34 protein-coding genes are annotated in these 25479 nt (G+C 37.7%); 4 read left to right on the plus strand and 30 right to left on the minus strand.

The annotated features are described in order from the left end of the window. Positions 1–4 precede the first annotated feature (4 nt). From CMCT_RS08490 to CMCT_RS08505, 4 genes are read right to left on the minus strand one after another with little or no spacing between them, the layout of a single operon-like run. Entirely contained in the window at positions 5–799 is a 795-nt protein-coding gene (locus CMCT_RS08490) for a metal ABC transporter permease (RefSeq protein ID WP_034970054.1), read from the minus strand. Then, the gene (locus CMCT_RS08495; RefSeq protein ID WP_169764286.1) at positions 800–1549 is read right to left on the minus strand and encodes a metal ABC transporter ATP-binding protein; all 750 of its coding nucleotides are present in this window, start codon (positions 1547–1549) and stop codon (positions 800–802) included. Then, positions 1546–2946 carry a HoxN/HupN/NixA family nickel/cobalt transporter gene (locus tag CMCT_RS08500; protein WP_034970052.1) on the minus strand — a complete coding sequence of 467 codons (1401 nt, stop codon included), beginning with the start codon at positions 2944–2946 and terminating at the stop codon, positions 1546–1548. The genes CMCT_RS08495 and CMCT_RS08500 overlap by 4 nt, the downstream gene beginning before the upstream one ends. Further along, positions 2943–3821 carry a metal ABC transporter solute-binding protein, Zn/Mn family gene (locus CMCT_RS08505; RefSeq protein ID WP_169753115.1) on the minus strand — a complete coding sequence of 293 codons (879 nt, stop codon included), beginning with the start codon at positions 3819–3821 and terminating at the stop codon, positions 2943–2945. The genes CMCT_RS08500 and CMCT_RS08505 overlap by 4 nt, the downstream gene beginning before the upstream one ends. 119 nt (positions 3822–3940) lie before the next feature. Between CMCT_RS08505 and CMCT_RS08510 the strand changes: the two genes are divergently transcribed. From CMCT_RS08510 to CMCT_RS08525, 4 genes are read left to right on the plus strand one after another with little or no spacing between them, the layout of a single operon-like run. Continuing rightward, positions 3941–4294, plus strand: a complete 354-nt coding sequence (locus CMCT_RS08510; protein ID WP_034970050.1) for a Fur family transcriptional regulator — start codon at positions 3941–3943, stop codon at positions 4292–4294. Then, positions 4287–5018: a class I SAM-dependent methyltransferase gene (locus CMCT_RS08515; protein WP_051654926.1), complete on the plus strand. Its 732-nt coding sequence runs from the start codon at positions 4287–4289 to the stop codon at positions 5016–5018. The genes CMCT_RS08510 and CMCT_RS08515 overlap by 8 nt, the downstream gene beginning before the upstream one ends. Before the next feature lie 14 nt (positions 5019–5032). Further along, positions 5033–5917: a cytochrome-c peroxidase gene (locus CMCT_RS08520; RefSeq protein WP_034970048.1), complete on the plus strand. Its 885-nt coding sequence runs from the start codon at positions 5033–5035 to the stop codon at positions 5915–5917. Beyond that, the gene (locus CMCT_RS08525) at positions 5914–8355 is read left to right on the plus strand and encodes a bifunctional diguanylate cyclase/phosphodiesterase (protein ID WP_034970046.1); all 2442 of its coding nucleotides are present in this window, start codon (positions 5914–5916) and stop codon (positions 8353–8355) included. The genes CMCT_RS08520 and CMCT_RS08525 overlap by 4 nt, the downstream gene beginning before the upstream one ends. On the opposite strand, the gene CMCT_RS08530 is transcribed toward CMCT_RS08525, so the two are convergent. The 26 genes from CMCT_RS08530 to CMCT_RS08655 form a co-directional block, all read right to left on the minus strand. Continuing rightward, positions 8350–10062: an ATP-binding protein gene (locus tag CMCT_RS08530; RefSeq protein ID WP_034970044.1), complete on the minus strand. Its 1713-nt coding sequence runs from the start codon at positions 10060–10062 to the stop codon at positions 8350–8352. The two genes, CMCT_RS08525 and CMCT_RS08530, sit on opposite strands and share 6 nt — an antisense overlap. Before the next feature lies 1 nt (position 10063). Continuing rightward, positions 10064–11674 carry a long-chain-fatty-acid--CoA ligase gene (locus tag CMCT_RS08535; RefSeq protein WP_034970042.1) on the minus strand — a complete coding sequence of 537 codons (1611 nt, stop codon included), beginning with the start codon at positions 11672–11674 and terminating at the stop codon, positions 10064–10066. A gap of 7 nt (positions 11675–11681) precedes the next feature. Beyond that, complete coding sequence (locus CMCT_RS08540; RefSeq protein ID WP_034970039.1) at positions 11682–12926, minus strand: OmpP1/FadL family transporter; 1245 nt, start codon at positions 12924–12926, stop codon at positions 11682–11684. A gap of 96 nt (positions 12927–13022) precedes the next feature. Continuing rightward, the gene (gene map / locus CMCT_RS08545) at positions 13023–13781 is read right to left on the minus strand and encodes a type I methionyl aminopeptidase (protein WP_034970036.1); all 759 of its coding nucleotides are present in this window, start codon (positions 13779–13781) and stop codon (positions 13023–13025) included. Positions 13782–14079: 298 nt separating this feature from the next. Then, positions 14080–15342, minus strand: coding sequence for a preprotein translocase subunit SecY (gene secY / locus CMCT_RS08550; protein WP_034970034.1), 1263 nt, complete (start codon positions 15340–15342; stop codon positions 14080–14082). After that, a complete protein-coding gene (gene rplO / locus CMCT_RS08555; protein ID WP_034970031.1) occupies positions 15342–15743 on the minus strand; it encodes a 50S ribosomal protein L15 in 402 nt (133 codons plus the stop codon). The genes secY and rplO overlap by 1 nt, the downstream gene beginning before the upstream one ends. Before the next feature lie 3 nt (positions 15744–15746). After that, a complete protein-coding gene (rpsE, locus tag CMCT_RS08560; protein ID WP_034970029.1) occupies positions 15747–16190 on the minus strand; it encodes a 30S ribosomal protein S5 in 444 nt (147 codons plus the stop codon). Positions 16191–16205: 15 nt separating this feature from the next. Continuing rightward, complete coding sequence (gene rplR, locus CMCT_RS08565) at positions 16206–16562, minus strand: 50S ribosomal protein L18 (RefSeq protein ID WP_034970027.1); 357 nt, start codon at positions 16560–16562, stop codon at positions 16206–16208. Positions 16563–16572: 10 nt separating this feature from the next. Beyond that, positions 16573–17109, minus strand: coding sequence for a 50S ribosomal protein L6 (gene rplF / locus CMCT_RS08570; RefSeq protein ID WP_034970024.1), 537 nt, complete (start codon positions 17107–17109; stop codon positions 16573–16575). Between the two features lie 101 nt (positions 17110–17210). Then, positions 17211–17606 carry a 30S ribosomal protein S8 gene (gene rpsH, locus CMCT_RS08575; protein ID WP_034970023.1) on the minus strand — a complete coding sequence of 132 codons (396 nt, stop codon included), beginning with the start codon at positions 17604–17606 and terminating at the stop codon, positions 17211–17213. 9 nt (positions 17607–17615) lie between these two features. Further along, positions 17616–17801 carry a type Z 30S ribosomal protein S14 gene (locus tag CMCT_RS08580; RefSeq protein WP_034970020.1) on the minus strand — a complete coding sequence of 62 codons (186 nt, stop codon included), beginning with the start codon at positions 17799–17801 and terminating at the stop codon, positions 17616–17618. Position 17802: 1 nt separating this feature from the next. Then, positions 17803–18345 carry a 50S ribosomal protein L5 gene (gene rplE / locus CMCT_RS08585; RefSeq protein WP_034970018.1) on the minus strand — a complete coding sequence of 181 codons (543 nt, stop codon included), beginning with the start codon at positions 18343–18345 and terminating at the stop codon, positions 17803–17805. Positions 18346–18350: 5 nt separating this feature from the next. Continuing rightward, positions 18351–18584, minus strand: coding sequence for a 50S ribosomal protein L24 (gene rplX / locus CMCT_RS08590; RefSeq protein ID WP_034970016.1), 234 nt, complete (start codon positions 18582–18584; stop codon positions 18351–18353). Beyond that, the gene (gene rplN / locus CMCT_RS08595; RefSeq protein ID WP_034970014.1) at positions 18581–18949 is read right to left on the minus strand and encodes a 50S ribosomal protein L14; all 369 of its coding nucleotides are present in this window, start codon (positions 18947–18949) and stop codon (positions 18581–18583) included. Before rplN ends, rplX begins: the two co-directional genes overlap by 4 nt. Further along, positions 18949–19200, minus strand: a complete 252-nt coding sequence (gene rpsQ / locus CMCT_RS08600; RefSeq protein WP_034970012.1) for a 30S ribosomal protein S17 — start codon at positions 19198–19200, stop codon at positions 18949–18951. The genes rplN and rpsQ overlap by 1 nt, the downstream gene beginning before the upstream one ends. A gap of 10 nt (positions 19201–19210) precedes the next feature. Then, positions 19211–19396, minus strand: a complete 186-nt coding sequence (gene rpmC, locus CMCT_RS08605; RefSeq protein ID WP_034970001.1) for a 50S ribosomal protein L29 — start codon at positions 19394–19396, stop codon at positions 19211–19213. Then, positions 19383–19808 (minus strand): 50S ribosomal protein L16, encoded by a 426-nt coding sequence (rplP, locus tag CMCT_RS08610; protein WP_034969998.1) that lies wholly within the window; start codon positions 19806–19808, stop codon positions 19383–19385. Before rplP ends, rpmC begins: the two co-directional genes overlap by 14 nt. A 2-nt stretch (positions 19809–19810) precedes the next feature. Further along, positions 19811–20512: a 30S ribosomal protein S3 gene (gene rpsC / locus CMCT_RS08615; protein WP_034969994.1), complete on the minus strand. Its 702-nt coding sequence runs from the start codon at positions 20510–20512 to the stop codon at positions 19811–19813. Position 20513: 1 nt separating this feature from the next. Continuing rightward, entirely contained in the window at positions 20514–20843 is a 330-nt protein-coding gene (gene rplV / locus CMCT_RS08620; protein WP_034969992.1) for a 50S ribosomal protein L22, read from the minus strand. Positions 20844–20853: 10 nt separating this feature from the next. Then, entirely contained in the window at positions 20854–21135 is a 282-nt protein-coding gene (rpsS, locus tag CMCT_RS08625) for a 30S ribosomal protein S19 (RefSeq protein ID WP_034969989.1), read from the minus strand. A 2-nt stretch (positions 21136–21137) separates the two neighbouring features. After that, positions 21138–21971: a 50S ribosomal protein L2 gene (gene rplB / locus CMCT_RS08630; RefSeq protein ID WP_034969987.1), complete on the minus strand. Its 834-nt coding sequence runs from the start codon at positions 21969–21971 to the stop codon at positions 21138–21140. A 1-nt stretch (position 21972) separates the two neighbouring features. Next, positions 21973–22254, minus strand: a complete 282-nt coding sequence (locus tag CMCT_RS08635; protein WP_034969985.1) for a 50S ribosomal protein L23 — start codon at positions 22252–22254, stop codon at positions 21973–21975. A 1-nt stretch (position 22255) separates the two neighbouring features. Further along, positions 22256–22870, minus strand: coding sequence for a 50S ribosomal protein L4 (rplD, locus tag CMCT_RS08640; RefSeq protein WP_034969982.1), 615 nt, complete (start codon positions 22868–22870; stop codon positions 22256–22258). Continuing rightward, the gene (gene rplC / locus CMCT_RS08645) at positions 22867–23445 is read right to left on the minus strand and encodes a 50S ribosomal protein L3 (protein ID WP_034969981.1); all 579 of its coding nucleotides are present in this window, start codon (positions 23443–23445) and stop codon (positions 22867–22869) included. Before rplC ends, rplD begins: the two co-directional genes overlap by 4 nt. A gap of 10 nt (positions 23446–23455) precedes the next feature. Further along, the gene (gene rpsJ, locus CMCT_RS08650; RefSeq protein ID WP_034969979.1) at positions 23456–23764 is read right to left on the minus strand and encodes a 30S ribosomal protein S10; all 309 of its coding nucleotides are present in this window, start codon (positions 23762–23764) and stop codon (positions 23456–23458) included. A gap of 229 nt (positions 23765–23993) precedes the next feature. Further along, on the minus strand, positions 23994–25433 hold the full coding sequence (locus CMCT_RS08655) for an acetyl-CoA carboxylase subunit A (RefSeq protein ID WP_034969978.1): 1440 nt from the start codon (positions 25431–25433) through the stop codon (positions 23994–23996). Positions 25434–25479: the final 46 nt, after the last annotated feature.

A 25479-nucleotide genomic window follows, 5' to 3' on the forward strand; every position in this document is an offset into this window, starting at 1 on the left:
TTTTTTAACGACCCTTAAAACAAAACACAAAAAAGCAAACCGAAGCGATTAGAATAATACTAGCTCCGCTTGTTAGGTTAAAATAAAAGCTAAGGGCTAGTCCAGCCATACAAAAGAGCATTGAAAGCAAAGATGAAACAAACATCATAGCACCAAGCGAGCTACAAAAACGACCAGCTATAATCGGAGCCAAATTTAAAAGTGCAATAACCAAAATAAGTCCTACAACGCGTATCGTAGCAACGACACAAAGTGCCATTAAACAAACTAAAACATAGTAAAAAAGTGTCGTATTTACGCCTCTAAGCCTAGCAAATTCCATATCAAAACTAATAGCAACAAACTGGCGGTAAAACAGCATACACACGGCTATAAAAATAATATCAAGAGCGGACATAAAGATAATATCTGAGCTATCCACAGCCAAAATAGAGCCAAAAAGATAACTCATAAGATCGGCATTATAGCCTGGCGTAAGATCTATAAAAATAATGCCAATTGCCATACCAAACGCCCATATCGCACCTATTACGGAGTCTGATTTTACCCTGTCTTTTAATGTTATAAACGCGATCAAAAGTGCTAAAAGTAGCGAAAATATACTAGCTCCCACTAATGGCTCTATGGACAAAAAAAACGCAAGTCCTATACCGCCATAAGCTCCGTGCGCTATGCCGCCAGCAATAAAACCCATACGATTAATGACCACAAGAGAACCTACTATGCCACACGCTATGCTAATTAAAATAGCCGCTATAAAAGCATTTTGCATAAAATCTAATTTTAAAATTTCAAACATCTAACACCCACACTCTCTTAAAGCGACCTCAACCTCGCAAAAATGTTTATGCTCCTTAGCCAAATGCTCTATAAATTCCTGTTTATCCAAGCTAGGATTTATCTTATGTAGGTGCAAAGTTTTACTCACATAAGCTATCTTATTTGCAAAACTTAAGGCAATGCTCGTATCGTGGCTTACTAAAACAACTCCACATCCATCTAAATTTATCTGCCTTAAAAGAGTGTAAATTTCAGCCTGAGTCTTTGCGTCAACACTAGCCGTAGGCTCATCAAGCATTAAAATTTTAGCCTCGCTTACTAATGCTCTAGCTATATAAACGCGTTGCCTTTGTCCACCACTTAATTCACTAATTCTTGCATTTGCAAATCTGCTCATACCGACTTTTTCTAGGCTTTGCATAGCGTAGTTTTTTTGCGTTTTTGTATAAAATCCAAATTTTTTTTGATCTATTAGCCCCATCAAAACAACATCTAAAACGCTAAGCGGAAAGCTTTGGTTTATCTCAAAACTTTGCGGGACATAGCCTACTAGATGACTTACACAACTAGGCTGTTTGCCAAAAATTTCAATACTCCCGCCACTAGGGATTAAAAGCCCCAGCATTAGTTTTAAAAGTGTGCTTTTACCACCACCATTTGGGCCGATGATTGCTAAAAAATCACTCACATCAAATTTCAAATCTATATCACGCAAAACATCTTCAGAGTCGTAACCAAAACTTAAATTTTTAATCACAACATCACTCATAAAACCCAGCTCCCAGCATTTATAATCATAAAAATTCCAAGCGTCATCATCAAAATAATGGCTAAAATTTCAACATATTTTAGCATTTTAAACTCAAACATGCTCTTATTTATCTTAGCACCAAGAACAGCTGCAACAAATATCACTACAGACATTCCAAGCCCCATAAAAACTCCACTTACAATGCCACTTAGATAGCCTTTAAACTCAAAAGCTAGCAAAAACACCATTATCACGCCAGGACAAGGCACGAGCGACGCACCAAGCTTTATGCCAGTTTCGCCCTTAAAGCCTTTAATCGCTCTACAAGCCCCACATCCACACTCTGGCGAGTGAATCGACCATTTTTTTATCTTCGGACGAGAGAATTTCTTAAACAGCATAAAAGTTGCAATACAAACTATCAACACACCGCAAAATATGCTCGTTATATAACCAGCTGTTTTTGTGATATTTTCTAGTGTAAAAAATGTAACACAAACTAGTAAAAACGAGCCACCAACGTGCAATGCTCCAACGCTTAGTGCAAAATTTAAAGCCTTTTTGTAACTCCCGCCATTTGCTATAAAATAAGAGCTAGTAAGCGTCTTCGCGTGACCTGGCCCTGCTGCATGTATAAGCCCATACAAAAATGAAAAAAACGCCACAAACAGCAATGAGCTAAATGAGTTATCGCCACTTTTTAAAATTTGCTTTAACCTGTCTAAATAGCTAAGGCTAAGCCTACTAGCAAGGTCAAATTTCTGCTCATCTGCTTTATCAATCGTGCTAAAATCTTGCTCTTTTTGTATCAGCGTTGAGATACTTGGCTTTTTTTCAAACTCTTTTGCTGAATTTGCATCGCTAAGCGCGAAAAATGCTATATTTGCATTTGAGTTTTGGTTTAGATAAAACCCACTAATATTATGAACCTTTGAGGGCTCAAACATAAAGTTAAAGTAGCCACCATTATCTATCATACTAGCAGAAATCACCAAAGCGTCTTTAAGCTCTAAATTTAGCCTAAAAACTATCTCAAAACTAAGCCTAGAGTTATCAAATTTCATCTGATTTTTTATAACGTCAGGCTCTATGAATTTCTCGCTTTCATTGCCGTAATAGTAGTTTAAACTAAGCAAATATCCGTTTGGCTTAAGATAATCAAGCAAAGATAGGAGTATCTCATTTAGCTCATTTTCATCTAAATTTCCGTCAAAATTTGCGTCATTGCTTTGCAGTGTTAAAGATGAGAAATTCTCAGAAAAGCTCCAAGTAAATTTCACACTCTCTAACACACTAGAACTTGCATTAAAATCCACACTAACATGAGCTGTGGGCGAGTATAGCGAACATAACGCACAAGCAAAAGCCTGTGAGCTAAAAATGGCTAAAAATATAATCTTTTTTAAAAAATTCAATTTGATAAACTAGCTCCTAAAATATCAGCCATCTGCTTCATAACACTCTCCCATTCATACGGAAGTTGATCCACCTCATAAACATCAGCACCACTTTGTTTAGCGACAAGCTGGGCAGCCTTTTTGCTAAAATTTGGAGCGGTAAAAATAATTCTTATCTTATGCTCTTTTGCCTCGCTTATAAGCTCTGCTAACTGCGAAGGCTTTGGCTCTTTGCCCTCTATCTCAATAGCTAGCTGCTCTAAGCCATATCTTTTTGCAAAATACCCCCAAGATGGATGATAAACTATAAACTCATTACTTTTTAGGGTTTGAAATTTAGACCTTATGTAACTATCGATTTGATCTAGTTTTGCATTAAATGCTTCTAAATTTTGTCTGTAAATTTGCTCATTTTGTGGAAACTCGCTTATTAACGCGTCAGCTATATTTTTAGCTTGAGTTTTTACCAAAATCGGATCAAGCCACACGTGTGGATCAAGTCCGCCGTGAGAGTGTCCGCAACCCTTGCCGTGCTCGTGATGTATATCGCCATGCTCGTGATCGTGCTGAGTCATTGCTATCTTTTCTATGCCATTTTCTGTATGGATTATCTTAAGATTTGGATAGTTTTTCTCAAATTTTTTAAGCCAAACATCTTCAAACTCTATGCCTATAGCAAAGTAAAGCACGCTATTTTCAAGCTCTTTCATCTGTTTTGGCTTTGGCTCATAAGTGTGCGGATCATCGCCTTTGTTTGTTAAGACATTTACGCTTAGTGTATCACCAGCAATTTGCTCGATGAAATATTTTGTTGGAAGTATAGAAGCACTTACTTGCGGTTTTGCAAATAGTGCCAAACACGAAGCTAAGAGTGCAAAAAGTATCTTGTTCATATCTTGTCCTTTAAAAAATTTTGGCAAAGTTTAACCAAATGCAACTAAGTTGCAACTTAAAATCATAAAATAATCGAAATTTTAGCATTTTAAGGGTATTATTACATAAAGGTTTAGCAATGAATGTAGTGGAATTTTTAAACAAGCATAGTATAGCTATCACGCCCTTACGTGTAAAGATAATTGAAATTTTAAATGAGAAAAAAGAGCCGTTAAGCTATGATGAAATTTTATCAAAACTAGAGGCAAACAAGACGACATTTTATAGAAATATGCAGTTGTTTGAAGCTCAAGGCATAGTTACTAGCTTTGAAAAAGACCACAAAAACTACTACGAGCTAGGAAGCGGTGCTAAGGCATACTTTGTGTGCGACATCTGCCACAAGGTTACAAATATTAAAGTGCCGTTTTTAAAAGAGGCAAAGCTCGTTAAAAGTGCTGTAATAAAAGGAGTATGTAATACCTGTGAGTAAGATAACGCAACTATGGGATCAAAAATCAAGCAAATATCCTAGATTTAACGGCACATTAAATCCATTCTCACACAAAGTTTTTAGCGCTCTTAAAGAGCTTGGTGTGAAATTTGGCAAAAAAAGCGTTATTGACATAGGCTGTGGAACTGGGGTTTATACCCTATACATCGCAAAACTTTGCGAGGAGATAACTGGCGTAGATAGCTCTGAGGGTATGCTTGAGATTTTAAAGCAAGACGCTTTGACATTTGATATTAAAAATTTAAAAATTATAAAAAGCTACTGGCTTGAATTACAAGCCCAAAAACACTATGACATAGCCATTAGCACGATGAGTCCTGCCATTAGAGAGGATGATGACTTTGCCAAATTTGACGCTATGGCTGATACAAAAATCTATCTAAATTTTTCAGGTACAAGAAGCTCTAGTTTGCTTAAGCCATTTTTTGCCCATTATGGCGTAAAATCAGGCAACGGCTCAAGTGTAGCAACACTGCAAAATTGGCTAGAAGCAAACGATAAAGAGTATAAAAAAGTGGATTTAAAAGAAAAAAGAGTAGCCATTAGAAGCAAAACAGAGGCGATAGAAAATGTCTGCTGGCACCTTGAAATAAATGGCGTAAGATACGATAAAAATGAAATCTTGGCAATGATTGATGAGATAAAATTTAAAGGCGACATAAAAGATGAGATAAACTCATCGATGAGCCTTTTTGTGTTTTAAATTTTGGAGAGAAAATGGGTAAAATTTTTTATATTTTGTTTTTAGCAACCTTTGCTATGGCACAGCATTTTGTGCCATCAACCGGTCTTAGCTACAACGAAGCCAAAGCAGAGCTTGGCAAAAAGATGTTTTTTGACAAACGACTTAGCAAAAACCAGACATTTTCTTGCGAGAGTTGCCACAACCTATACTGGGACTTTAGTGGAACGATACGCAAAAACATATTTGACGGCAAGATAAATCCGCCAAGCATACTAAATGCCGCCTCAAACTATCTATTTTTTAAATATGGCAATGAACGCAATATGTCAAAGCAAATTCTAACCTCAATCACATCAACCAAAGAGCTATCAATGAGCGTGGATGAGCTGGTTAAGCGACTTTATGATATCAGCGAGTATAGATCCGAATTTATAAAAGTTTACAATGAGGGCATAAAGATAGAAAATATCATCGAGTCATTTATCCACTTTCAAAAGGCGATTTTTACTGCAAATTCCGCGTTTGATAGGTTTTTACTAGGCGATAAAAATGCACTAAATGATGATGAAAAAATGGGTATGCAAATATTTATAGACGCTGGCTGCGTAGCTTGTCATAATGGCGTAAATTTGGGTGGCGGCATTAGACAGCAAAGTAGCTTTTTTAGAAGCGTTTTTGAAAAAAGCGACACACCAAATGAACTAGGGGCGATATTTGCACTAGAACGTATAAGAGTCGCGCCGCTAAGAAATGTCGCAAGAACTGCTCCATATATGAGCAATGGCTCTATTACAAATCTAAAAATCGCCATATCTCATACCAAAAGCATAGATAGAAATTTAGACCAAAAAGATGTCGAATATATAGAAAAATTCTTAAAGACACTTAGCGGGGAACATCCAAGGATACTTAAATGAATCCACACAAAATCAAACTTTTTATACTAACAATCGTCATTATGTTTAGTGTTTTTGCCTACCGCCTAACAAGCCTGGATAACATCATCACAGATAATAGAGCCAGCCAAGAACACATTTTGGAGTTAAAGCTCTTAAATAAGCAAATGGATGATTACTTTAAAAACGGACTAAATCAAGATAACTACGATGGCATAAACAAAATAGCAAGAGATTTTGGAACACATATAGAGGGATTAAAGCTCTCTAGTGGCTTTACCACACTTTCTGAAATTTACGATAGCCAAAAGAACATAAGCACTATCTCTAAGACGTATGAGCTAAAACTTGAGTTGCTTGATAAATACAACTACATAAGCTCAGGCGCTATGCTATTTTTAATGGATAGTGAAAGGGATATCAAAAAAGATATCGGCATAAAAAAACTTGAGCTACTATTTGCCAGGATTAAAAGCGTAGATTTTAAAGATATAAAATCCATAAACCAAGCAGAAGAAGAGGTGCAATTCCTGGCTGACGATATATTTTTACTACCCACTGCAACAGAACATCTAATCTTACTTAAAAAAGCAAATTTTGTGCTAATCTCGCTAAGAGATTTAAGAGAAATTTACCAGCAAAATTTAAACCTTGATCTATCTTTGCAACTAGAAAATCTCTCAATAGCATACAACAATCAATACAAAAGCACCATAAGCTCACTCTACTGGTATGGGCTTGGCACCTTATTTACAATTTTGATATTTGTCGCGCTAACACTAATGCTTTTAAAACAACAAAGAGAGCTTCGTAAAAATTTAGAAAAATACAAACTAGCTGTTGACAATGACTACACATCGATAATCTTTACAGACGAGAATAACATAATCTCATACGTAAATGAAACCTTTGAAGAGATACACGGCTATAAACAAGAGGATGTTTTGGGCAAAAATCCAAACATCCTAAAGTCATTTTTGCACCAAGATAGCTTCTATCAAGATATAAGAGACGCCATAAAAGAGACAAAATCTTGGAGCGCTGCTGAGCTAGTTAGTAAGAGCAAAAGCGGAAAATACCTATATGAACGTGTAAATTTTATCCCATTTGTGTTTGAGGGTAAGCCGTTTGGGTTTATCGGCATTAAAATGGATAAAACCGCCGAAACAAATATGGTTAATGAACTAAAGAAAAAGAACGAACAGCTAAAAGCTCAGTCATCTATCGATAAACTAACCGGATTTGGCAACTACTTTGCAATGGCTGAGATGTTAGAGAGTAAAAAAGACGGGGTCGTAATAGCAATTTCTATTAAAAATTTCGACAACTTACGGTTTTTCTATCAAACAAAAGTTATAGAAGCAATGCTTACATCATTTGCAAAAACACTGAAACTTTGCGTTGAGACCTCTGAGATTAGCACGAAACTATTTCGCTTTCAAGATGATGAGTTTTTTCTATGGTATAGCGGAGATGACGCACACAGAGATATAGCCTATATCCAAGACTACTTTAGTTTTGGCGAGATGGAGATAGATATTGACGGCAGGAGCGAAACTCTGCCTGGCCCAAAGGTTGTTATAGGCATAAGTCTAAACAGAGACACAATCCAAACAAACCGCCTAATCCAGGCAATACTTGCAAAACAACAGGCGTTTAAACTAGGCAATGATATCTATCAATACAAAGAAAATGACGAGATTGAGCTACAATACTACAAAAACCAATCCACAACACAGCTCATAGAATACGCCCTTGAAAACAACACTGTTATCGTAGAGTGTCAAGGTATATTTGATATCACAACCGATACATCAAATCCTAAAACAAACTACTATGAAGTTCTAGTCCGTTTAGTAGATCAAAATGGCAAAATCCGCTATCCTGGTGAATTTTTAGGTGTAGCTATGCAGACGCAACTTTATACAAGGATTACCAAAAAAGTTATCGAACACGCCTTTGTGCTAGCAGAAAGATACCCTGAACACGTCTTTTCAATCAACCTTTCAGGAATAGATATCATAGATAACTCAGTTAGAGAATTTCTAGAAGAAAAACTAAGAGAGTGCTCAAATCCTTCACACATATGCTTTGAAATTTTAGAGAGCGAGGATATTGGGGACTATGATATGATAAACTCATTTATCAAGCATATTAAGGGTTATGGTAGTAAAATTTCTATTGATGACTTTGGCTCTGGATACTCAAACTACTACAGAATTTTAGAACTTGATATAGATACGATTAAGATAGACGGCTCAATTATTAAAAAGCTACCATTTGATAAAAACTCGCAGTATTTAGTTGAAACAATCGTAAATTTTGCTAGCAAGCAAAACTACAAAATAGTTGCAGAATTTGTAAGTAGCGATGAAATTTTAGAACAAGTTAAGAAGTTTGGCATAGACTACGCACAGGGATTTTTACTAGGCAAACCAACATCGGTGGATAACCTATAAAAGTCCCACCTTTTTCTCATCGCCAAAAGCCGAGCTTAGCTCACGCTCTATACTTGCCTTAAAATCTGCTAGGGTAAATATCCCATCATCTTTTGTAGCAACCCTTAAGGCTGTATTTTTTAGCACCAGCACGATTTGAGCACCACTTAAATTATACTGGGCTAACTTTTCTAAATCAAAGCCATCCTCAAAACTAGCACTTTGTGGCAAAACATTACGCCATATGGCAAGTCTGGCTTTAAAATCTGGCTTTTTAAACTCAATCTTATAATCAAACCTGCGAGAAAACGCACTATCAAGGCTTTGTAAGAAATTTGTTGTGGCAATTAAAACACCCTCAAATCGCTCAATCTGCTCTAAAAAGATATTTTGCATTTGATTGTGCATCTTTTCAGCGCCACTTCCACCCTCAATGCGAGTGCTTAAAAACTGATCAGCTTCATTTAAAAGAAGCACTGGCTCGGTTTTACTTTTTTTGCAAATTTCCTTATAGCTATCAAAAATTTTTCTGACGTTTTGCTCACTTTCGCCAACATATTTGCTTAAAATTTTAGAGCAGTCAAAACTTAAAACCTGTTTTTTTAGGCTCTTTGCAAGACTTAACGCACTCATCGTCTTACCAGTGCCTGGCTCTCCGTAAAATATTATCTTAGCATCTATGCCTTTACGCGACTTTATACCCCAGCTATTAAGTCTAGATAGAACTCTTTTATCAACCTGTTTTAAAATTTGGCTTAAAAGCTCTTTTGTATTTTCGTTTAAAACCACGTCATTGATATTGGTTTTTGGCTCGATAAGCTCGAAAATTTCTTGCTCCTTAACAATGCTTTCTAGCTTTAACCTACTATCTGATTTTGTGCTTTGAGAGTGCATTATCTCTTGTAAAATTTCCTCGACTATAAAAAAACTCTGAGTGATATTATCAAAACCGTTTAAAACCTCATCATACTCTATAAGGGAATTTTCTAATAGTTTTGCACCATCACTTAAAAACGCTCTAGCATTTACCCGCTCTATCTCGTCATCTCCGACTAAACTAGCCAAATTTTCAAGCTCTCGCATATTGGTATCTGAGTTTGTATACTCTTGCTTTAAAAGAGCCAAAAACAAAATCTGCTCTTTGTCGTTTAGAGAATTTTCTTTAAAAATTTGCTCTATTTTTAGTGAAATTTTACTAAGCCCAAGACGCTCTTTGATAAATTTTTCATATATTTTTATCTGATTATCAATATGCTTTTTTGCTTCAGAGTTGCTATTTAACAAGGCTTTTCGCTCATAAAGCTCAATCCTAGCAAACTGATCTTTTAGATACTCAAAATGCTCTTTATAGGCACTTGGCGTTGGCAAACTTATCTCTATACCGCCCTCTTCTAAGAGCTTTAAGAAATTTTGAGATAAGGATATATCAGCATATAGCATAGATAGCAAGGAGTTGTTGCTACGCTCTTGTTTAAAAACGCCAAAAACAAGAGTAATCCAACCAGCATCTAGCAAATTTTTTACATCTTTTAAATGCTCTATGTGAGATAAATTTTCATTGCCAAAAATAGCACTCAAGGCGTCATACACGCTCATACTAGAAACGCCGGTCGTGTATGACATGCTTAAATGTTTTAAAATTTCAAGCTGAGCGTCAGAGCAGTTTAGAGATAACGCTACTTTGCTATCTTTTGTGTTTTCATTTAAAAATTCCAAAAGATACTGCACGTTACAAATTTGCCTTTAAATTTTCTTTTAAAACACGCTTTAAAACCTTGCCTGTGGCATTTCTTGGTAAGTTATCTACAAAGTGTATCGTTTTTGGCACCTTGTAATTTGCTAAATGTTTTTTAAGATGAGCTCTTAGCTCCTTTTCTTCAAGCACAGCCCCGTCTTTTAACTGCACAAATGCTACAACTTCCTCATCTGCATACTCATCGCTAACGCCGATAACCGCACAGGCTTCAATACTCTCAAGCTTATATATCATCTCCTCTATCTCACGCGGATAGATATTTATGCCTTTTGAGATTATAAGGTCTTTTTTGCGATCAACGATATACAAAAAGCCGTCCTCATCGACCTTGCCAAGATCTCCGGTTTTTAGCCAACCATTTACGATAGTTTCATCATTTATGCCAAGATAACCTTTCATAACACAATCGCCCTTGACGATAATCTCGCCAATCTCGCCAATCTTAACCTCAACCATCTCCTCATCAACTATCTTTATCTCATAGCCATCAAGCGGTTTACCTACACTTAATAGCTTTTGCTGTTCTAGCAAATTTGCCGTTACTATCGGCGAACACTCGCTAAGACCATAGCCCTCAATAAGCCTTGCTCTTGGGAATTTTATCTTAAAATCATCTATAGTTTGCTGTGCTAAAGGTGCCGCACCACTAACAAAAATTCTAATATTATTAAACCACCTAAAATACCAAGGAATTTTTGCCTTGCCTATTGCAGTATAGATAGATGGAACTCCTAAAAACACGGTTGCTCGCTTAAATAACGCCTGTTTTAAAACGTTTGAAAATGGAAATACGGATTTAATGATAATGCAAGAACCACCTATATAAAGTGGCAAAATAACCATAGCAGTTAGCGTAAAGCTATGAAACATCGGTAAAAATACAAGGAATCTATCCTTTTTATTTGCATTAAATCTGCTCATAGCTCCGTGGACGTTTGATAGGATATTTTTATAGCATATCATCGCACCCTTTGGCTTACCAGTCGTGCCAGATGTGTAGATGATGTGCACCATATCGTTAAGGCTAGGTTGCTTTTGTAAGTCAAGCCTTTTTGTACAAGATAAAACATCATCAAAGCTAACCTCTTTTTCATACTGTATATCCTGACTATCGCCTAGATACAAGCTCTCGCCATACTCATCTTGCTCTAAATTTGGCTGTTTTTTTGGCTTTAGTCTAGGATTTTGACCTATCCAAATAATGCGTTCAAGCTCAATTTTATCGATATTTTTTAGCTCTTTTAAAAGCGAACTAGAAGCGATAAGCACTCTTGCTTTAGAGTCTGAAAGTATAAACTCAATCTCTTCAAATTTTAAAAATGTATTCATCGGCACAGCTACACCGCCAAGGGTTGTAATGGCTAAATAGCTTATGATAAATTCGTGCGAGTTTTGCACAAACATTGCCACCTTATCGCCAAATTTCACACCACAACCCTGCAAATACGCAGCAACCGTATCCACCTTTTGCTTTAGCTCTTTGTAGGTGATTTTTAAATCATCTTCAAATATCACAACAGCATTTGCTCTATTTAGTGCGACATCGGCTAAATTTTGGTATAAATTTTGATATTTATATGTCATTTTACACCTAGAATTTGTATTTTAAACCAAGTCCAAGTATCCAAATTTTACCTTTCTCAAACTCTCCAAGCATATCCGATCCTGTCGAAGGGAAAGTGCTACCTTTCATAACCTTTAGACTAGCATTTGTACTCTGTCTAGTTTGATAAAGTCCGCTAAATGCGAGTTCTAAATTCTCACTAAATTTGTAATTCACACCCAAAGAGTATGCACGAGAGTTTGAGTCTGGCAAATCAAAGCTAGAGCTTTTAGCGTCCTTTGCAGCCTTTTGGTCATATACAAAACCCGCCATTAGCCTTACTTTCTCGTTTAAATCGTGAGCTATACCAAAGCGAAATGTGTTTGTATTGCGATAATTTCTCTCAACTTTATTATCAAATAGCTGAGCAAAAATCGAGTTATTTGGTGCCCCATCATACTCAAAGTCATATCCGCTAAATGCCGACCAGTAGGTTCTATCGTATGCAAAAAGTAGCGTTGTATCGGCTATTTTATAGGATGTAGCAAGAGTAAGCACCGCAGGTAGTGGTATGCTCACACTAGCGCTACCGCTGTAGTTTGGAACAAGCGTTGCCTTGGATATATCAGCGCTACCCTTTAAATTTAGATCGATTTTAGAGCGATATGTTGCTGCTAAAGACCAATTTTCAGTTGGTTTATATGTCATAGCCACGTTGTATCCGTAATCTATACCATCACCCCAAATAGCTCTATCACCCGCACCATAAAGCTCGGTTACTATCCTACCTTTGCTATACACTGCCCTTGCACCTGCTGCGATAGCGAAGTTATCGGTTACTCTGTAAGCCACACTTGGATTTAACTCAACCACTTTTAACTTAAAGTGCTTACCTGTAAATGCAGGGTCATTATCTCTCCAACCTATGCCAACTGCGGCTGGAACGGCTAGGCTTAAACCAAATCTCCAATTTTCATAATACTCAGGTGAAACAAAATGAAACGTGGTCGCTAGTGAGTCAAATTTGTTAGATTTAAACTCGCGTCCGTCGTTGCTTTTAAATTTCAAAGGAGCTATGTGAAACCACGCTACGGTATTTTCAAAATAGTGTCTAGTATCTGGTAAAAACATCATATTTGCTGGGTTGTAATACGCTGCGTCTGGGCCAAAACTCGTTGCTACGTTACTAGCTGACAAAGCTAATGAGTCTGAGCTTTGTTCAGGGATTTTATACCCAGCGGCATTTAGTAAGCTCGCGCTTACGATAAAACTTAGTGCAATTTTTTTAACCATAATAATCCTTAGTCAATTGTTTTTTAATAGATTTTAGCGATTTTTTGCAAAAAAACTTATAAATTTAAAATGTATTAAAAATTATCTTTTTACGCTTTATGCGATGCTTAAAATTTCAGCCCTGCCGTTTATGATAGCAACGCAATGCTCGTAGTGTGCCGTCCTAAGTCCGTCCTTAGATGTAACACGCCACTTGTCACTACCAACAACTGGTGTGCCGTCTTTTTGGCAAATCATTGGCTCAATGCAAAATACCATTCCATTTTTAATCTTTGGACCAGCTTTTGGGTTTGTGCCCTCTAGATAGTTTGGGATTTCAGGCTCTTCGTGAGGCCTACGACCAATGCCGTGTCCACAAAATCCACGAAGTGGGACAAAACCACGAGCGGTTATAAATTTTTCAAGCTCATTGCAAAGCTCTTTAAAATGTATACCCGTTTGGATAAAATCAATGGCAAAGTAAAGAGCGTCTTTTGAGCAAGCTATTAACGCCTCATCTTTTTTTGAAATTTTACCAACGCCAAAAGTTCGTGCCGAGTCGCCAAAAAATCCGTCTAAATTTGAGCCAATATCAACACCTACGATATCTCCCTCTTGCAAAATGGTCTTATCGGGTATGCCGTGGATTACAACCTCATTTAGGCTGATACAAGCTGCATTTGGAAAGCCATAAAGCCCTTTAAACGCAGGTTTTGCACCGCAAGAAAGTATCATCTCCTCACAAATTTTATCAATCTCAAGCAAACTCATACCAGGCTTTATCACGCTCTCTACATAATCAAGCGTCTTTGCCACTATTTTATTTGCCTCTCTTAGTTTTTCTATCTCTCGTGGTTGTTTTAATGTTATTGCCATAAAATTTCCTAAAATTTTTGCAAATTTATATCAAAATTTTGCTTTTAAAGGGGTAAAAGGGATTGTAAAAATGAGATGATTTTTAAAAACAAAAAGGCTTTTGTATTGCAAAGCATAGCTAGGCGGACTAGGCTTTGGCAAAGGGGGTTACCAGATAAAGTGTGATTTAAAAATTAAGGCTTTATTATCGTGAGATGATTTTTAGGGTTGTGTAGGAATTTTAAATCAAGATAAGACATAAAGTCTATCGTAGATTTAAAATTTCAAACTCCCTAAAAAGCACTCACGAGAAAAGCCATTAAAGACCGACTGCTGATAGCGTTTGATATTTACTCATATAATTTTGTGCCTCAATCCTTCTCATCGTATCAAGAGCGACAGAGACAACAATAAGCACCGAAGTGCCACCAAAATAAAACGGAACGCCCATAAATTTTACCAAAACCCAAGGCAAGGTTGAGATTAAGCCAAGATAAATCGCACCACTAAATGTAAGGCGACTAGCCACTTCGTTTAAATACTCAGCCGTATGTTCGCCAGGACGTACACCTGGTATAAAGCCACCTTGTCTCTTTAAATTTTCACTTATATCTTTTGTATTAAATGTGATTGAAGCGTAAAAATACGCAAAAAAGATGATAAATAAAAATGTTAAAAAGTTAAATGTATAGCTATTTGGGTTTAAAAAGTCATAAACTGCTTGAACATATTTGTTGGTACTAGCCTGCAAAATCGTGCTAGGAAACATCAAAATCGCACTCGCAAAAATCGGCGGTATAACACCACTTAAATTTACCTTTATAGGTATGTAGTTCATTATGCGTTTGTTTTGATTTTGCATAATTACCTTACGAGAATACGAAATCGGTATACGTCTTTCGCCCATCTCCACAAAGATGATAATGCCAATAGTCAGCAAAATAACGATAAAAATTCCAATAACTGCTAAGAAATTCATCTCGCCGGTATTTACTAAATTTATCGTGCCACCTATCGCACTTGGTATGCCTGAGACGATACCTGCAAAGATGATAAGGCTGATACCATTACCAATGCCTCGCTGTGTGATTTGCTCACCTATCCACATTAAAAGCATAGTGCCTGTTAGCATAGAAGCGGCAGCGATTGCGATAAATAGGTTTATATCTACCATAATAGCTTGTTCACCTTGAGTGCCTGTTAAGCTCTGAAGTCCTATGCTGACGCCTATTGACTGCACTATCGTAATAACAATCGTAGCGTAGCGGATAATTTGCATATACTTTTGCATACCATCACGCTCTTTTTTCATCTTGCCCAAATTTGGGAAAGTCGCAGCTAGTAACTCCATAATGATCGAAGCTGTAATGTAAGGCATAATGCCAAGTGAGATAATACTAAGACGCTCAGCGGCATTGCCACTAAACATATTAAATAGTCCAAGGGCGTTATTGCTGTTTGAGTTAAAAAATTCTTTAATCACATCTACATTAACGCCAGGAACCGGCACATACGCCAGTATCCTGTAAGCGAATAAAAATGCCAACGTGATTAGAATCTTGTTGAGCAGTGTTTTATTCATTATTTTAATCCGCTAACGATAACGTTGCTATCTTTTATCTTTGAAGCAAGATCTTTTGCACTAACGCCAATAAGCTTAACTTTTGTAACGCTCTTTGAAATTTTATGCACAGAAGCGATTGTAGCTAGTGAAATTTCGGTTAACTCTTTAACTGCTGTGATTTTCTCAACGTTAATTACATAAGGTTTTTCAAATTTAGATGTAAAGCCTACTTTTGGCAAACGTCTTTGAAGTGGTTGTTGACCGCCCTCAAAGCCACGCTTCTCATTGTAGCCTTTTCTTGCTCTTTGACCTTTGTGTCCTTTGCCTGCTGTTTTGCCTTGACCGCTACCTTGACCGCGACCAAGTCTTTTTGTGTTTCTTGTTGAACCAACGGCTGGTTGTAAATTTTCTAGTGCCATAAATTATCCTTTTAACATACTAAGTGCTTTGATTGTAGCACGAACAACGTTTGCTGAGTTGTTTGAACCAAGCGATTTTGTAAGGATATCTTTAATACCCGCAAGCTCTAAAATAGGTCTAGCACCACCACCAGCGATAACGCCTGTACCTTCACTAGCTGGGCGAAGTAAAATTCTACTTGCGTTGTATTTTACCTCAATATCGTGAGGGATTGTAGAGCCTTTTAGTTTTACTTCGATGATGTTTTTAAATGCATCATCTACCGCTTTACGCATAGCGTCTGGCACCTCTTTTGCCTTGCCATAACCAAAGCCAACAAGACCATTTCTGTTACCAACAACTACAAGAGCTGTAAATCTAAATCTACGACCACCTTTAACAACCTTTGTAACCCTACCGATATCAACCATTACTTCTTCAAATTCTTCTCTGTTATACTTTTGCATTGATTTTCCTTTGGGTTATAGCTTGATGCCATTTTCTCTTAAAGCGTCAGCAAATGCTGCAACTACGCCGTGGTAAAGATAGCCGTTTCTATCAAATACACCTTGACTTATACCATTATCTTTTAGCTTTTTAGCAAAATCTTTTGCCAAAACAACTGCACCATCTTTGTTTGCTTTTATGCCTAGCTTTCTGCCATCAGATGCCACTATGGTTGTAGCGGTAACATCGTTGATAGCTTGGACATAGATTGTTCTATTTGATTTAAAAATAGAAATTCTTGGGCAGCTAACAACACCTGAAATTTTTGCTCTAACTCTCTTTTTTCTCTTGATTCTAAGAGCGAGTTTTCTTTTTAATACTTTTGCTGTCATCGCCTATCCCTTACTTCTTAGATGTTTTGCCCGCTTTGCGGATAATACGCTCTTCTACGTATTTAATACCCTTGCCTTTGTATGGCTCAGGTGGTCTAAATCCTCTAACTTGAGCAGCAACCTGTCCAATAACTTGCTTATCAGAACCCTTTAGCGTGATAACGTTTTTCTCTACACTAGCTTCGATACCTTCTGGTAGTTCATAGTTTATTAAGTGTGAAAAACCTAGAGTTAGCTCTAAAATTTTGCCTTTTACAGCAGCTTTGTAACCAACGCCATTAATTTCAAGTTGGCGTGTAAATCCTGATGTAAGACCTACAACTACGTTATTTGCTAAGGCTCTATATGTGCCCCAGTAAGCTCTACTTTGGCGATCTTCGCCTTTAGCTGCAAAAACGATAGAACCATTTTCTATTTTTACATCAACGTTATTTTTTGTATCAAGTTCTTTTGTTAGGTTGCCTTTTTTAAATTTAAGCACACCATTATCTATGCTAACATCTACACCATTTGGGATAGATATTGGCTGTTTTCCTATACGTGACATTTCTTTCCTTTTACTTGTCTAGGGTGCAACTACAATCTTGAATATGCACCACAATGCCGTAAAATTTATCGCCATTTTACTGGCGAAACCTTTAAAATTTATTACCAAATCGTGCAGAGTATCTCGCCACCAACACCGGCTTTATGAGCATCAATACCGCTCATAACGCCTTTGCTTGTGCTAACGATGATAGTTCCGTATCCATTTTTAAAGCGTTTAATATCGTCTTTACCTTGATAAACACGTCTGCCCGGACTTGAAACTCTTTTTATCTCATTGATTACGCTTCTGCCGTATTCGTCATACTTTAAAACAACATTTATAAATTTCTTGTTGCCCTCTTCTACGATGTTAAAGCTCTCTATGTAGCCCTTTGCAGCTAAAATAGATATAGTAGCCTCAACAACTTTTGAATAAAGGAGTTTTGTTGTTTCAAGTTTTCTCATACTTGCATTTCTAATGCGTGTTAGTCCGTCTGATATTAGGTCGTTTAACATTTTTACTCCTTACCAACTTGCTTTTTTAAGACCTGGGATTAGTCCCTCGTTAGCCATTTTTCTTAGGCAAACACGACAAATTCCAAAATCCTGATAAACAGAGTGCGGACGACCGCAAATTTGGCATCTTGTATAGCCACGAACCGCAAATTTTGGCTTGCGTGCAGCTTTTGCTATCATTGATTTTTTTGCCATCTTACTTTCCTTTTGCAAATGGCATACCAAATAGCTCTAACAATTTGAATGCCTCTTTATCGTTTTTAGCGGTTGTTGTGATAGTAATGTTCATACCGTGAGTGCGTAAAATTTTATCATACTCAACCTCTGGGAACATTAGCTGCTCACTTAGACCGAAGTTATAGTTACCTCTGCCGTCAAAGCCATTTCTTGGTAGACCACGAAAATCTTTAACGCGTGGTAAAGCAACGCTTATAAGCTTATCCAAAAACGCATACATACGCTCTTTTCGTAAAGTTACCTTAATACCAACTGGAAAGCCCTCTCTAACCTTAAAACCAGCTACTGATTTTTTAGCGTTGCAAACAACAGCTTTTTGACCAGCTATCAAAGAGATTGTGTCTGCCATATTTTGCATAACTTTTTGATCTTTTGCTGAATCGTTTGCACCAACGCTAATTACAATCTTTTCAAGAGCTGGGATTAGCATAGGGTTTTTGATATCAAATTCTTTTGTTAGAGCGGCTTTGATAGTTTCGTTATATTTATCTCTTAATCTCATAACTCTTAGCCCTCAACTTTCGCAACATTTGAGATGTCTATTGGCATTTCTTTGTTTATATGACCGCCATTTGGAGTCTTCTCGCTTGGTTTTATAGCTTTTTTTGCCACTTTGCAACCCTCAACTATAACTTGACCTTTTTTTGCAAGAACAGACAGAACTTTGCCGGTTTTACCCTTGTCATCTCCTGCGATGATTTTTACTAAATCACCCTTTTTGATTTTATACTTAACCATTATAGAACCTCCGGTGCTAGTGAAACAATCTTCATAAAGTTAGCATATCTAACCTCACGACCAACTGGACCAAAGATACGTGTGCCTACTGGCTCTCTTTTGTTATCAAGTATAACGGCTGCATTCTCATCAAATCTGATAAGTGAGCCATTTTCTCTATGAACCTCTTTTTTAGTTCTAACAACAACAGCCTTAACGACTTGACCTTTTTTGATCTTGCCGTTTGGTAGAGCCTTTTTAACTGAGCAGATAATAATATCGCCCAAAGTCGCATATCTTCTCTTGCTACCACCTAAAACTTTAATACACATTAACTCTTTTGCACCGCTATTATCAGCAACTGCAAGTCTTGTAAAACTTTGAATCATTACTCAACTCCCTTTGCTAAGATAGCTTTTAGGCGAAAGCTTTTGCGTGCTGAAAGTGGTCTGCACTCAACTGCTAGGATTGTATCTCCTGCGTTTGTTTCGTTCTTCTCATCGTGAACTAAATACTTTTTAAAACGCTTTACAAATTTGTGGTATCTTGGGTGCATAACGCGTCTTTCAACCAAAATAGTAGCTGTTTTATCACCAGCCTTTTGTAAAACTACGCCTTGAATTTCTCTTTTTAATGCCATTTTACGCCCCTTATTTTATCGCACTAATTGCAGTATTGATTTGTGCTATCTCTTTTTTGACAGCACCTATCTCATTAGGGTTGCTTAACTGCATAGTTTTTAGCTTTTGCTTTAATGTAAATAAAAGCACCTTTTTCTCTTTAAGCATAGCGTTTAGTTCTGCAACGCTTTTATCTTTTAACTCAGTATATTTCATTTTCACTCTCTCGCGTTACAAATTTTGTCTTAAATGGCAATTTATGCATAGCTAGTGTAAGTGCTTCTTTTGCAAGCTCTTCGCTAACACCTGCTAATTCATAAATAATGCGGCCTGGCTTAATATTCATTACCCATTCTTCAACACCTGCTTTACCCTTACCCATACGAGTTTGAAGTGGCTTTTTAGTTAGTGGTTTATCAGGGAAAACCCTAATCCAAATTTTAGCCTGTCTTTTAACGTGACGTGTAAGAGCTTGACGAGCAGCCTCTATCTGACGTGAATTTACACGACCTGCTTCAACAGCTTTTAGTGCAAATTCGCCTGTTGATAGGTTTGTGCCACGAGTTGCATAGCCGCGATTACGGCCTTTCATTTGCTTACGAAATTTCGTTCTTTTAGGCATCAACATAACTATTTACCTCTTCTTGCTCTACGTGGTTTTCGATCGCTTTTTTCTTCTTCGTTACGCTCTGGTTGAACGCCCTTTTGAAGAACTTCGCCTTTAAAGATCCACACTTTTATACCTATGTTTCCATAAGTCGTGTGTGCCTCTGCAAAACCATAATCAATTTTTGCTCTAAGTGTGTGAAGTGGCACACGACCCTCAAGATACCATTCAGTTCTTGCCATCTCAGCACCACCCAAACGTCCTGCAACAGAAATTTTAATACCTTTTGCACCTGACTTTTGAGCACCTTGAATAACTTTTTTCATCGCACGGCGGAAAGCAACACGACGCTCTAGTTGCATAGCAACGTTTTCAGCTGCAAGTTGTGCTGACGCTTGTGCCTTTCTCTCTTCTTTGATGTTTATATTTACTTCTTTGCCGATTAGTTTTGCTACGTCATTTTTTAGTACTTCAACATCAGAGCCTTTTTTGCCGATGATGATACCAGGACGAGCAGCAACAACGGTTACACGAAGTTTTTTCGCCGTTCTTTCTATTAAAATTTGTGAAATTCCAGCATAGTAAAGTTTTTTCTTTAAATATGCACGAATTTTATAATCTTCGCCAATGTTTTCAGCCAAGTTTGATTTAGCAGGAAACCATCTTGACTCCCAGTTGCGGTTAATACCAAGTCTAAGACCTATCGGATTTACTTTTTGTCCCATATTATGCTTCCTTGTTTGCTTTTGATACTTCTACCAATATATGAGAAGTTGGTTTGCGAATTCTACTTGCACTACCTCTCGCTCTTGGTCTAAATCTTTTTAACACAGGGCCTGCATCAACACGGCAACTAGTGACCACAACCTCTTCTGGCTCAAAACCGCCATTTGCAACAGCCGAGCTGATAGCGTTAGCGATAAATTTTGCACCACGATTTGGCATAAACTGCAAACTTGCAAGAGCAAGTTCGGCATTCATACCTTGAACTTCACGTGCTATAAGTCTAGCTTTTGTAGGTGAAAGTCTAACAAATTTTGTAATTGATCTACTCATAACCTACCCCTTACTTACCTATTTTCTTTTGCACTGAGCCTTTATGACCCTTAAATGTGCGTGTTGGAGCAAATTCGCCAAGTTTGTAGCCTATGTGATTTTCTGTGATATACACAGGTATAAAGCTCTTACCATTATGAACGTTAAATGTAAGTCCAATCATCTCAGGCACTATTGTGCTTCGTCTTGACCAAGTTTTGATTGGCTTGTTGTCGTTTGCCTTTTTAGCGGCATCAACTTTTTTCATAACGTGATCATCTACGAAAGGACCTTTTTTGAGTGATCTTGCCATCTCTATTTTCCTTTCCTTCTTGAAATTATAAGCTTATCGCTTGCTTTTTTACGGCGAGTTTTTGCACCTTTTGTTGGTTTGCCCCACGGAGTTACTGGATGGCGACCTGAGTTTTTCTTACCCTCACCACCGCCGTGTGGGTGATCAACTGGGTTCATTGCAGAACCACGTGTTTGTGGGCGGATACCTCTGTGGCGGTTACGACCAGCTTTACCGATAGTTACGTTTGCCCAATCTTCGTTGCCAACAACACCGATACTTGCCATACATTCAGCCAAAATTTGTCTCATCTCACCACTTGGCATACGAACGATGACATATTTTTCTTCTTTACCCATTAGCTGAGCATAGCCACCAGCTGAACGAGCTATTTGAGCACCTTTGCCCGGCTTTAACTCTATGTTATGAACTATCGTTCCCACTGGGATATAGCGTAGTTTCATAGCGTTACCCGGTTTAATGTCAAGTGCGCCGTTTTCTGCACTAGCGATAATATCGCCTACATTTAGTCCGCTTGGCTTAATGATATAGCGTTTTTCGCCGTCTTTGTAAGCAATAAGTGCGATACGGCAGTTTCTGTTTGGATCATACTCAATCGCTTCAACTTTGCCTTCAACATCAAATTTGCGACGTTTAAAGTCAATAATACGATAAAGTTTTTTAGCACCAGCCTCTTTATGTCTTGAAGTAATGCGACCATTGTTATTTCTACCGCCAGTTGCTGGAAGTTTTACAAGAAGGCTTCTAACACTTGGTTTAGCTGTGATATCTTCGCTGCTTAAACCAGTAATATATCTACGGCTTGGGGTATATGGTTTATATGATTTTATAGCCATCTTATGCCTCCGTGTTTTCTAGGGTTACACCCTCTGGTAGCTTAACGTAAAATTTCTTCACGTCATCTCTAACGCCAACTCTGCCTCTAAAACGCTTAACTTTGCCGTCCATTCTTAGTGAATTTATGCGAAGTGGCGTTACACCAAAATACTCTTTTAGCACCTCTTTTAAACCATTTTTGGTAACTTTTGGTGAAGTTTGGATAACTACAACACCTTGTTCGCCAAGGCCAAGAGTTTTTTCTGTATATATAATTGTTCTGATATCTGTAATATCTGCCATTTTAGCCCTCTTTTGTTATAGTTTGAAGTGCTGCTTTTTCAATTATAACTGCACTATAAGTTGATACCAAATAAGCATTTACTTCACTAGCATCAACAACATAGCTATTTGCTAAATTTCTAAATGCAAGTAGAGTTTTGTCATCAAGCAAATCTTTAACAACTAAAACATCTCTTACATTTAGAGCTTTGATGATTTTAGCTGCGTCTTTTGTCTTGCCACTCTCAACTGCTATGCTATCAACTGCAAATAGTTTATTAGCTGCTGCTTTTTCATTTAGTGCAAATTCAAGAGCAAGTCTTTTTTGCTTTTTATTTACCTTTTGGAAGTAGTTTTTCTCATTTGTAGGACCAAATGCTACTGCACCGCCAACCCATACGTTTGTTCTAGTTGAACCTGCACGAGCACCACCGCGACCTTTTTGTCTCCAAGGCTTCTTACCACCACCGCTTACAAATGCACGGCTCTTTGTATGAGCTGAATTTGCACGCATAGAAGCTAGGTAAGATTTTACATAAAGATAAAGATTGTGTGGATTTACCTCTGCATAACTTGCTGGAAGTTCTAGCTCACTAGCTTTTTCAAATTTATCATTTAATACACAAATTTTACTCATTTTACAATCCTTATTCTGCCCATTGCACCATTAAATCCCGGCACACAACCCTTTACAACGATAATGCCATTTTCTGCATCAAAGCTTACTAGCTCGTTTTTAACGGTTACTTTCTCGTTGCCCATATGTCCTGCCATTTTCATACCTGGCTGAACACGACCTGGCCACTCTCTATTACCGATTGAACCGTGGCGTTTGTGGAAACGTGAACCGTGGCTAGCTGGACCACCTGCAAATCCGTGTCTTTTTACAACACCTTGATAGCCTCTACCCTTTGAGTTAAAGCTAACTTTTAAAACCTTTGCTTCGCTTAATGCCGAAACATCAATAGCACCAGCCTCTTTGTTTGCAACTTGCAAAGTAGCAAATTTGTTAAATTCAGCAGTTAGATTGTATTTTTTTTGCTGACCTGCGATAGCTTTGTTGTTTGCTTTTGTATCAGCGTATGCTACGATAGCACGACCGCTTTCATCAACTTCGCAAACTTTTGTATCTACAAGTTTTAGTAGCGTTACTGGTATGCTTTGTGCAGCGATTGTTCTGCTCATACCGATTTTTTCTACGATGAATTCCATAACTTGCTCCTTACTTCATTGCACGAACTTCAACATTAACCTCAGGGGCTAAGTCAAGTTTTGTTAGGCTATCTACGGTTTCTGGAGTAGCTGCTACAATGTCAAGCATTCTAGCGTGAATTCTCATCTCAAACTGCTCACGTGAGTCTTTATTTACGTGTGGAGATTTTAAGACTGTGTAGCGTTTAATCTTCGTAGGCATTGGCACTGGACCACGAACGTCAGCACCAGTTCTTTTGACAGCTTCTACAATTGCTGCAACTGTGCGGTCTAGAACTCTATGGTCATAAGCTTTTAGCTTTAACCTGATTCTTTCCATATTTTTTCCTTTAAAAAGAACTTGTCGCAAACCCGCGACCCCTTTACATAGACAAATTTACAGAGGATTGTAAGCTTTTTGTGGCTTTTAATCATGCAAACAGATATTAAATCTTTCGTAAAGAGAACGCGATTTTACTAAAAAATCTCTAAATTTGCAAGAATTTTGGTAGTTTTAGCAAAAATTTACAGGATTTATTTCCTTTAATAAAGGAAAGATAAAGCGAGAATTATCTCGCTTTACGGTACCTGTTTATCGCCTGTTCTATCGCGTTTATTATGTCCTTTTCGTGATTTACATTCATATCGTCGTGAGTGTTTTCTAAGATGGTTTTTAAATTTTTCTCAACGTAGCTCGTATCAAAAAAACCTCGCCTAAATTCACGGCTCTTGCTAATAGCAAGTAAAAACGGGATAATCGTCCTAACGCCCTCAATTGTAAATTCATCTAAAGCACGTTCAAGCTTATTTACCACAGAATCATAGTCGTCGGCTTTAACTATGAGTTTAGCCACCAAAGAGTCAAAAAAAGGCGGTATCTCATAATCCTTATAAGCGTGACTATCAACTCTCACGGCTGGTCCGAGTGCTGGGTAGTATCCTGAAATTTTCCCTGGTGCTGGAGTGAAATTTTGCCATACATTTTCAGCTGTTATCCTAGCTTCTATAGCGTATCCTCTTGGCTTTATGTCGCTTTGGGTTAGCTCAAGTATCTCGCCGTCAGCTATACGAATTTGCCTTACAACCAAATCAACCCCGGTTATCTCCTCGGTAATGCCGTGCTCAACTTGTATCCTAGTGTTCATCTCCATAAAATAAAATCGGTTGTCATCATCTAGCAAAAACTCGATCGTTCCGACATTTGAGTAGCCAACAGCCTTTGCAGCTGCCACCGCTACAACACCCATAGTTTTACGCAAACCATCGCTTATAGACGGGCACGGAGCGATCTCGATAACCTTTTGATGACGGCGTTGTATAGAGCAGTCGCGTTCGCAAAGATGTATGATATTCCCGTAATTATCGCCTAAAATTTGAAACTCAATGTGGCGAGGATTGACAACAAGTTTTTCCATAAAAACTTCATCATTATTAAAATACGCCTTTGCCTCCCTAGTGCAAGACTCAAAGGCGTCCTCCATATCTTCCTCTTTCCAAACCTCTCGTATCCCGCGACCGCCGCCGCCGCCACTTGCTTTTAGTATCACAGGATAGCCTATGCGTCTTGCATACTCTTTTATATTTTGCATACTTTCGTCATTTAATTTTTCTGTGCCAGGCACGATAGGAACGCCATTTTGCTTCATAAGCATACGAGCGATATTTTTATCCCCCATTTTCTTTATTACATCAGCCTTTGGTCCTATAAAAATAAGCCCAGCCTCCTCCACAGCCTTGGCAAATTCATAGTTTTCGCTTAAAAATCCATACCCAGGATGAACCGCGTCCGCACCACACTCAAGTGCTACTTGCACTATCTTTTTTGCGTCAAGATACCCTTTTATAGGATCTTCGCTTACCATATAAGCCTCATCGGCTATTCTTACGTGTAAGCACTGGGCGTCTGGTTTTGTATATATAGCTACACTTTGCATATGTAAATCTCTACACGCACGAACGATACGTACCGCGATTTCGCCACGATTTGCGATTAAAATTTTATGTATCATAAACGTCCTTTTTGTAAATTTTTATAATGATATTACTAAACGATTT

Origin of the sequence: Campylobacter mucosalis (assembly GCF_013372205.1) — a bacterium.
Taxonomy (GTDB): Bacteria; Campylobacterota; Campylobacteria; order Campylobacterales; family Campylobacteraceae; genus Campylobacter_A; species Campylobacter_A mucosalis.

Excerpts from the sequence above, each read along its gene's own strand:
- CMCT_RS08490 (WP_034970054.1), bottom strand. The coding sequence starts at position 799 with ATGTTTGAAATTTTAAAATTAGATTTTATGCAAAATGCTTTTATAGCG.
- CMCT_RS08495 (WP_169764286.1), bottom strand. The coding sequence starts at position 1,549 with ATGAGTGATGTTGTGATTAAAAATTTAAGTTTTGGTTACGACTCTGAA.
- CMCT_RS08505 (WP_169753115.1), bottom strand. The coding sequence starts at position 3,821 with ATGAACAAGATACTTTTTGCACTCTTAGCTTCGTGTTTGGCACTATTT.
- CMCT_RS08510 (WP_034970050.1), top strand. The coding sequence starts at position 3,941 with ATGAATGTAGTGGAATTTTTAAACAAGCATAGTATAGCTATCACGCCC.
- CMCT_RS08520 (WP_034970048.1), top strand. The coding sequence starts at position 5,033 with ATGGGTAAAATTTTTTATATTTTGTTTTTAGCAACCTTTGCTATGGCA.
- CMCT_RS08525 (WP_034970046.1), top strand. The coding sequence starts at position 5,914 with ATGAATCCACACAAAATCAAACTTTTTATACTAACAATCGTCATTATG.
- CMCT_RS08535 (WP_034970042.1), bottom strand. The coding sequence starts at position 11,674 with ATGACATATAAATATCAAAATTTATACCAAAATTTAGCCGATGTCGCA.
- CMCT_RS08540 (WP_034970039.1), bottom strand. The coding sequence starts at position 12,926 with ATGGTTAAAAAAATTGCACTAAGTTTTATCGTAAGCGCGAGCTTACTA.
- map (WP_034970036.1), bottom strand. The coding sequence starts at position 13,781 with ATGGCAATAACATTAAAACAACCACGAGAGATAGAAAAACTAAGAGAG.
- secY (WP_034970034.1), bottom strand. The coding sequence starts at position 15,342 with ATGAATAAAACACTGCTCAACAAGATTCTAATCACGTTGGCATTTTTA.
- rplO (WP_034970031.1), bottom strand. The coding sequence starts at position 15,743 with ATGGCACTAGAAAATTTACAACCAGCCGTTGGTTCAACAAGAAACACA.
- rpsE (WP_034970029.1), bottom strand. The coding sequence starts at position 16,190 with ATGCAAAAGTATAACAGAGAAGAATTTGAAGAAGTAATGGTTGATATC.
- rplR (WP_034970027.1), bottom strand. The coding sequence starts at position 16,562 with ATGACAGCAAAAGTATTAAAAAGAAAACTCGCTCTTAGAATCAAGAGA.
- rplF (WP_034970024.1), bottom strand. The coding sequence starts at position 17,109 with ATGTCACGTATAGGAAAACAGCCAATATCTATCCCAAATGGTGTAGAT.
- rpsH (WP_034970023.1), bottom strand. The coding sequence starts at position 17,606 with ATGTTAAACGACCTAATATCAGACGGACTAACACGCATTAGAAATGCA.
- CMCT_RS08580 (WP_034970020.1), bottom strand. The coding sequence starts at position 17,801 with ATGGCAAAAAAATCAATGATAGCAAAAGCTGCACGCAAGCCAAAATTT.
- rplE (WP_034970018.1), bottom strand. The coding sequence starts at position 18,345 with ATGAGATTAAGAGATAAATATAACGAAACTATCAAAGCCGCTCTAACA.
- rplN (WP_034970014.1), bottom strand. The coding sequence starts at position 18,949 with ATGATTCAAAGTTTTACAAGACTTGCAGTTGCTGATAATAGCGGTGCA.
- rpsQ (WP_034970012.1), bottom strand. The coding sequence starts at position 19,200 with ATGGCATTAAAAAGAGAAATTCAAGGCGTAGTTTTACAAAAGGCTGGT.
- rpmC (WP_034970001.1), bottom strand. The coding sequence starts at position 19,396 with ATGAAATATACTGAGTTAAAAGATAAAAGCGTTGCAGAACTAAACGCT.
- rplP (WP_034969998.1), bottom strand. The coding sequence starts at position 19,808 with ATGTTGATGCCTAAAAGAACGAAATTTCGTAAGCAAATGAAAGGCCGT.
- rpsC (WP_034969994.1), bottom strand. The coding sequence starts at position 20,512 with ATGGGACAAAAAGTAAATCCGATAGGTCTTAGACTTGGTATTAACCGC.
- rplV (WP_034969992.1), bottom strand. The coding sequence starts at position 20,843 with ATGAGTAGATCAATTACAAAATTTGTTAGACTTTCACCTACAAAAGCT.
- rpsS (WP_034969989.1), bottom strand. The coding sequence starts at position 21,135 with ATGGCAAGATCACTCAAAAAAGGTCCTTTCGTAGATGATCACGTTATG.
- rplB (WP_034969987.1), bottom strand. The coding sequence starts at position 21,971 with ATGGCTATAAAATCATATAAACCATATACCCCAAGCCGTAGATATATT.
- CMCT_RS08635 (WP_034969985.1), bottom strand. The coding sequence starts at position 22,254 with ATGGCAGATATTACAGATATCAGAACAATTATATATACAGAAAAAACT.
- rplD (WP_034969982.1), bottom strand. The coding sequence starts at position 22,870 with ATGAGTAAAATTTGTGTATTAAATGATAAATTTGAAAAAGCTAGTGAG.
- rplC (WP_034969981.1), bottom strand. The coding sequence starts at position 23,445 with ATGGAATTCATCGTAGAAAAAATCGGTATGAGCAGAACAATCGCTGCA.
- rpsJ (WP_034969979.1), bottom strand. The coding sequence starts at position 23,764 with ATGGAAAGAATCAGGTTAAAGCTAAAAGCTTATGACCATAGAGTTCTA.
- CMCT_RS08655 (WP_034969978.1), bottom strand. The coding sequence starts at position 25,433 with ATGATACATAAAATTTTAATCGCAAATCGTGGCGAAATCGCGGTACGT.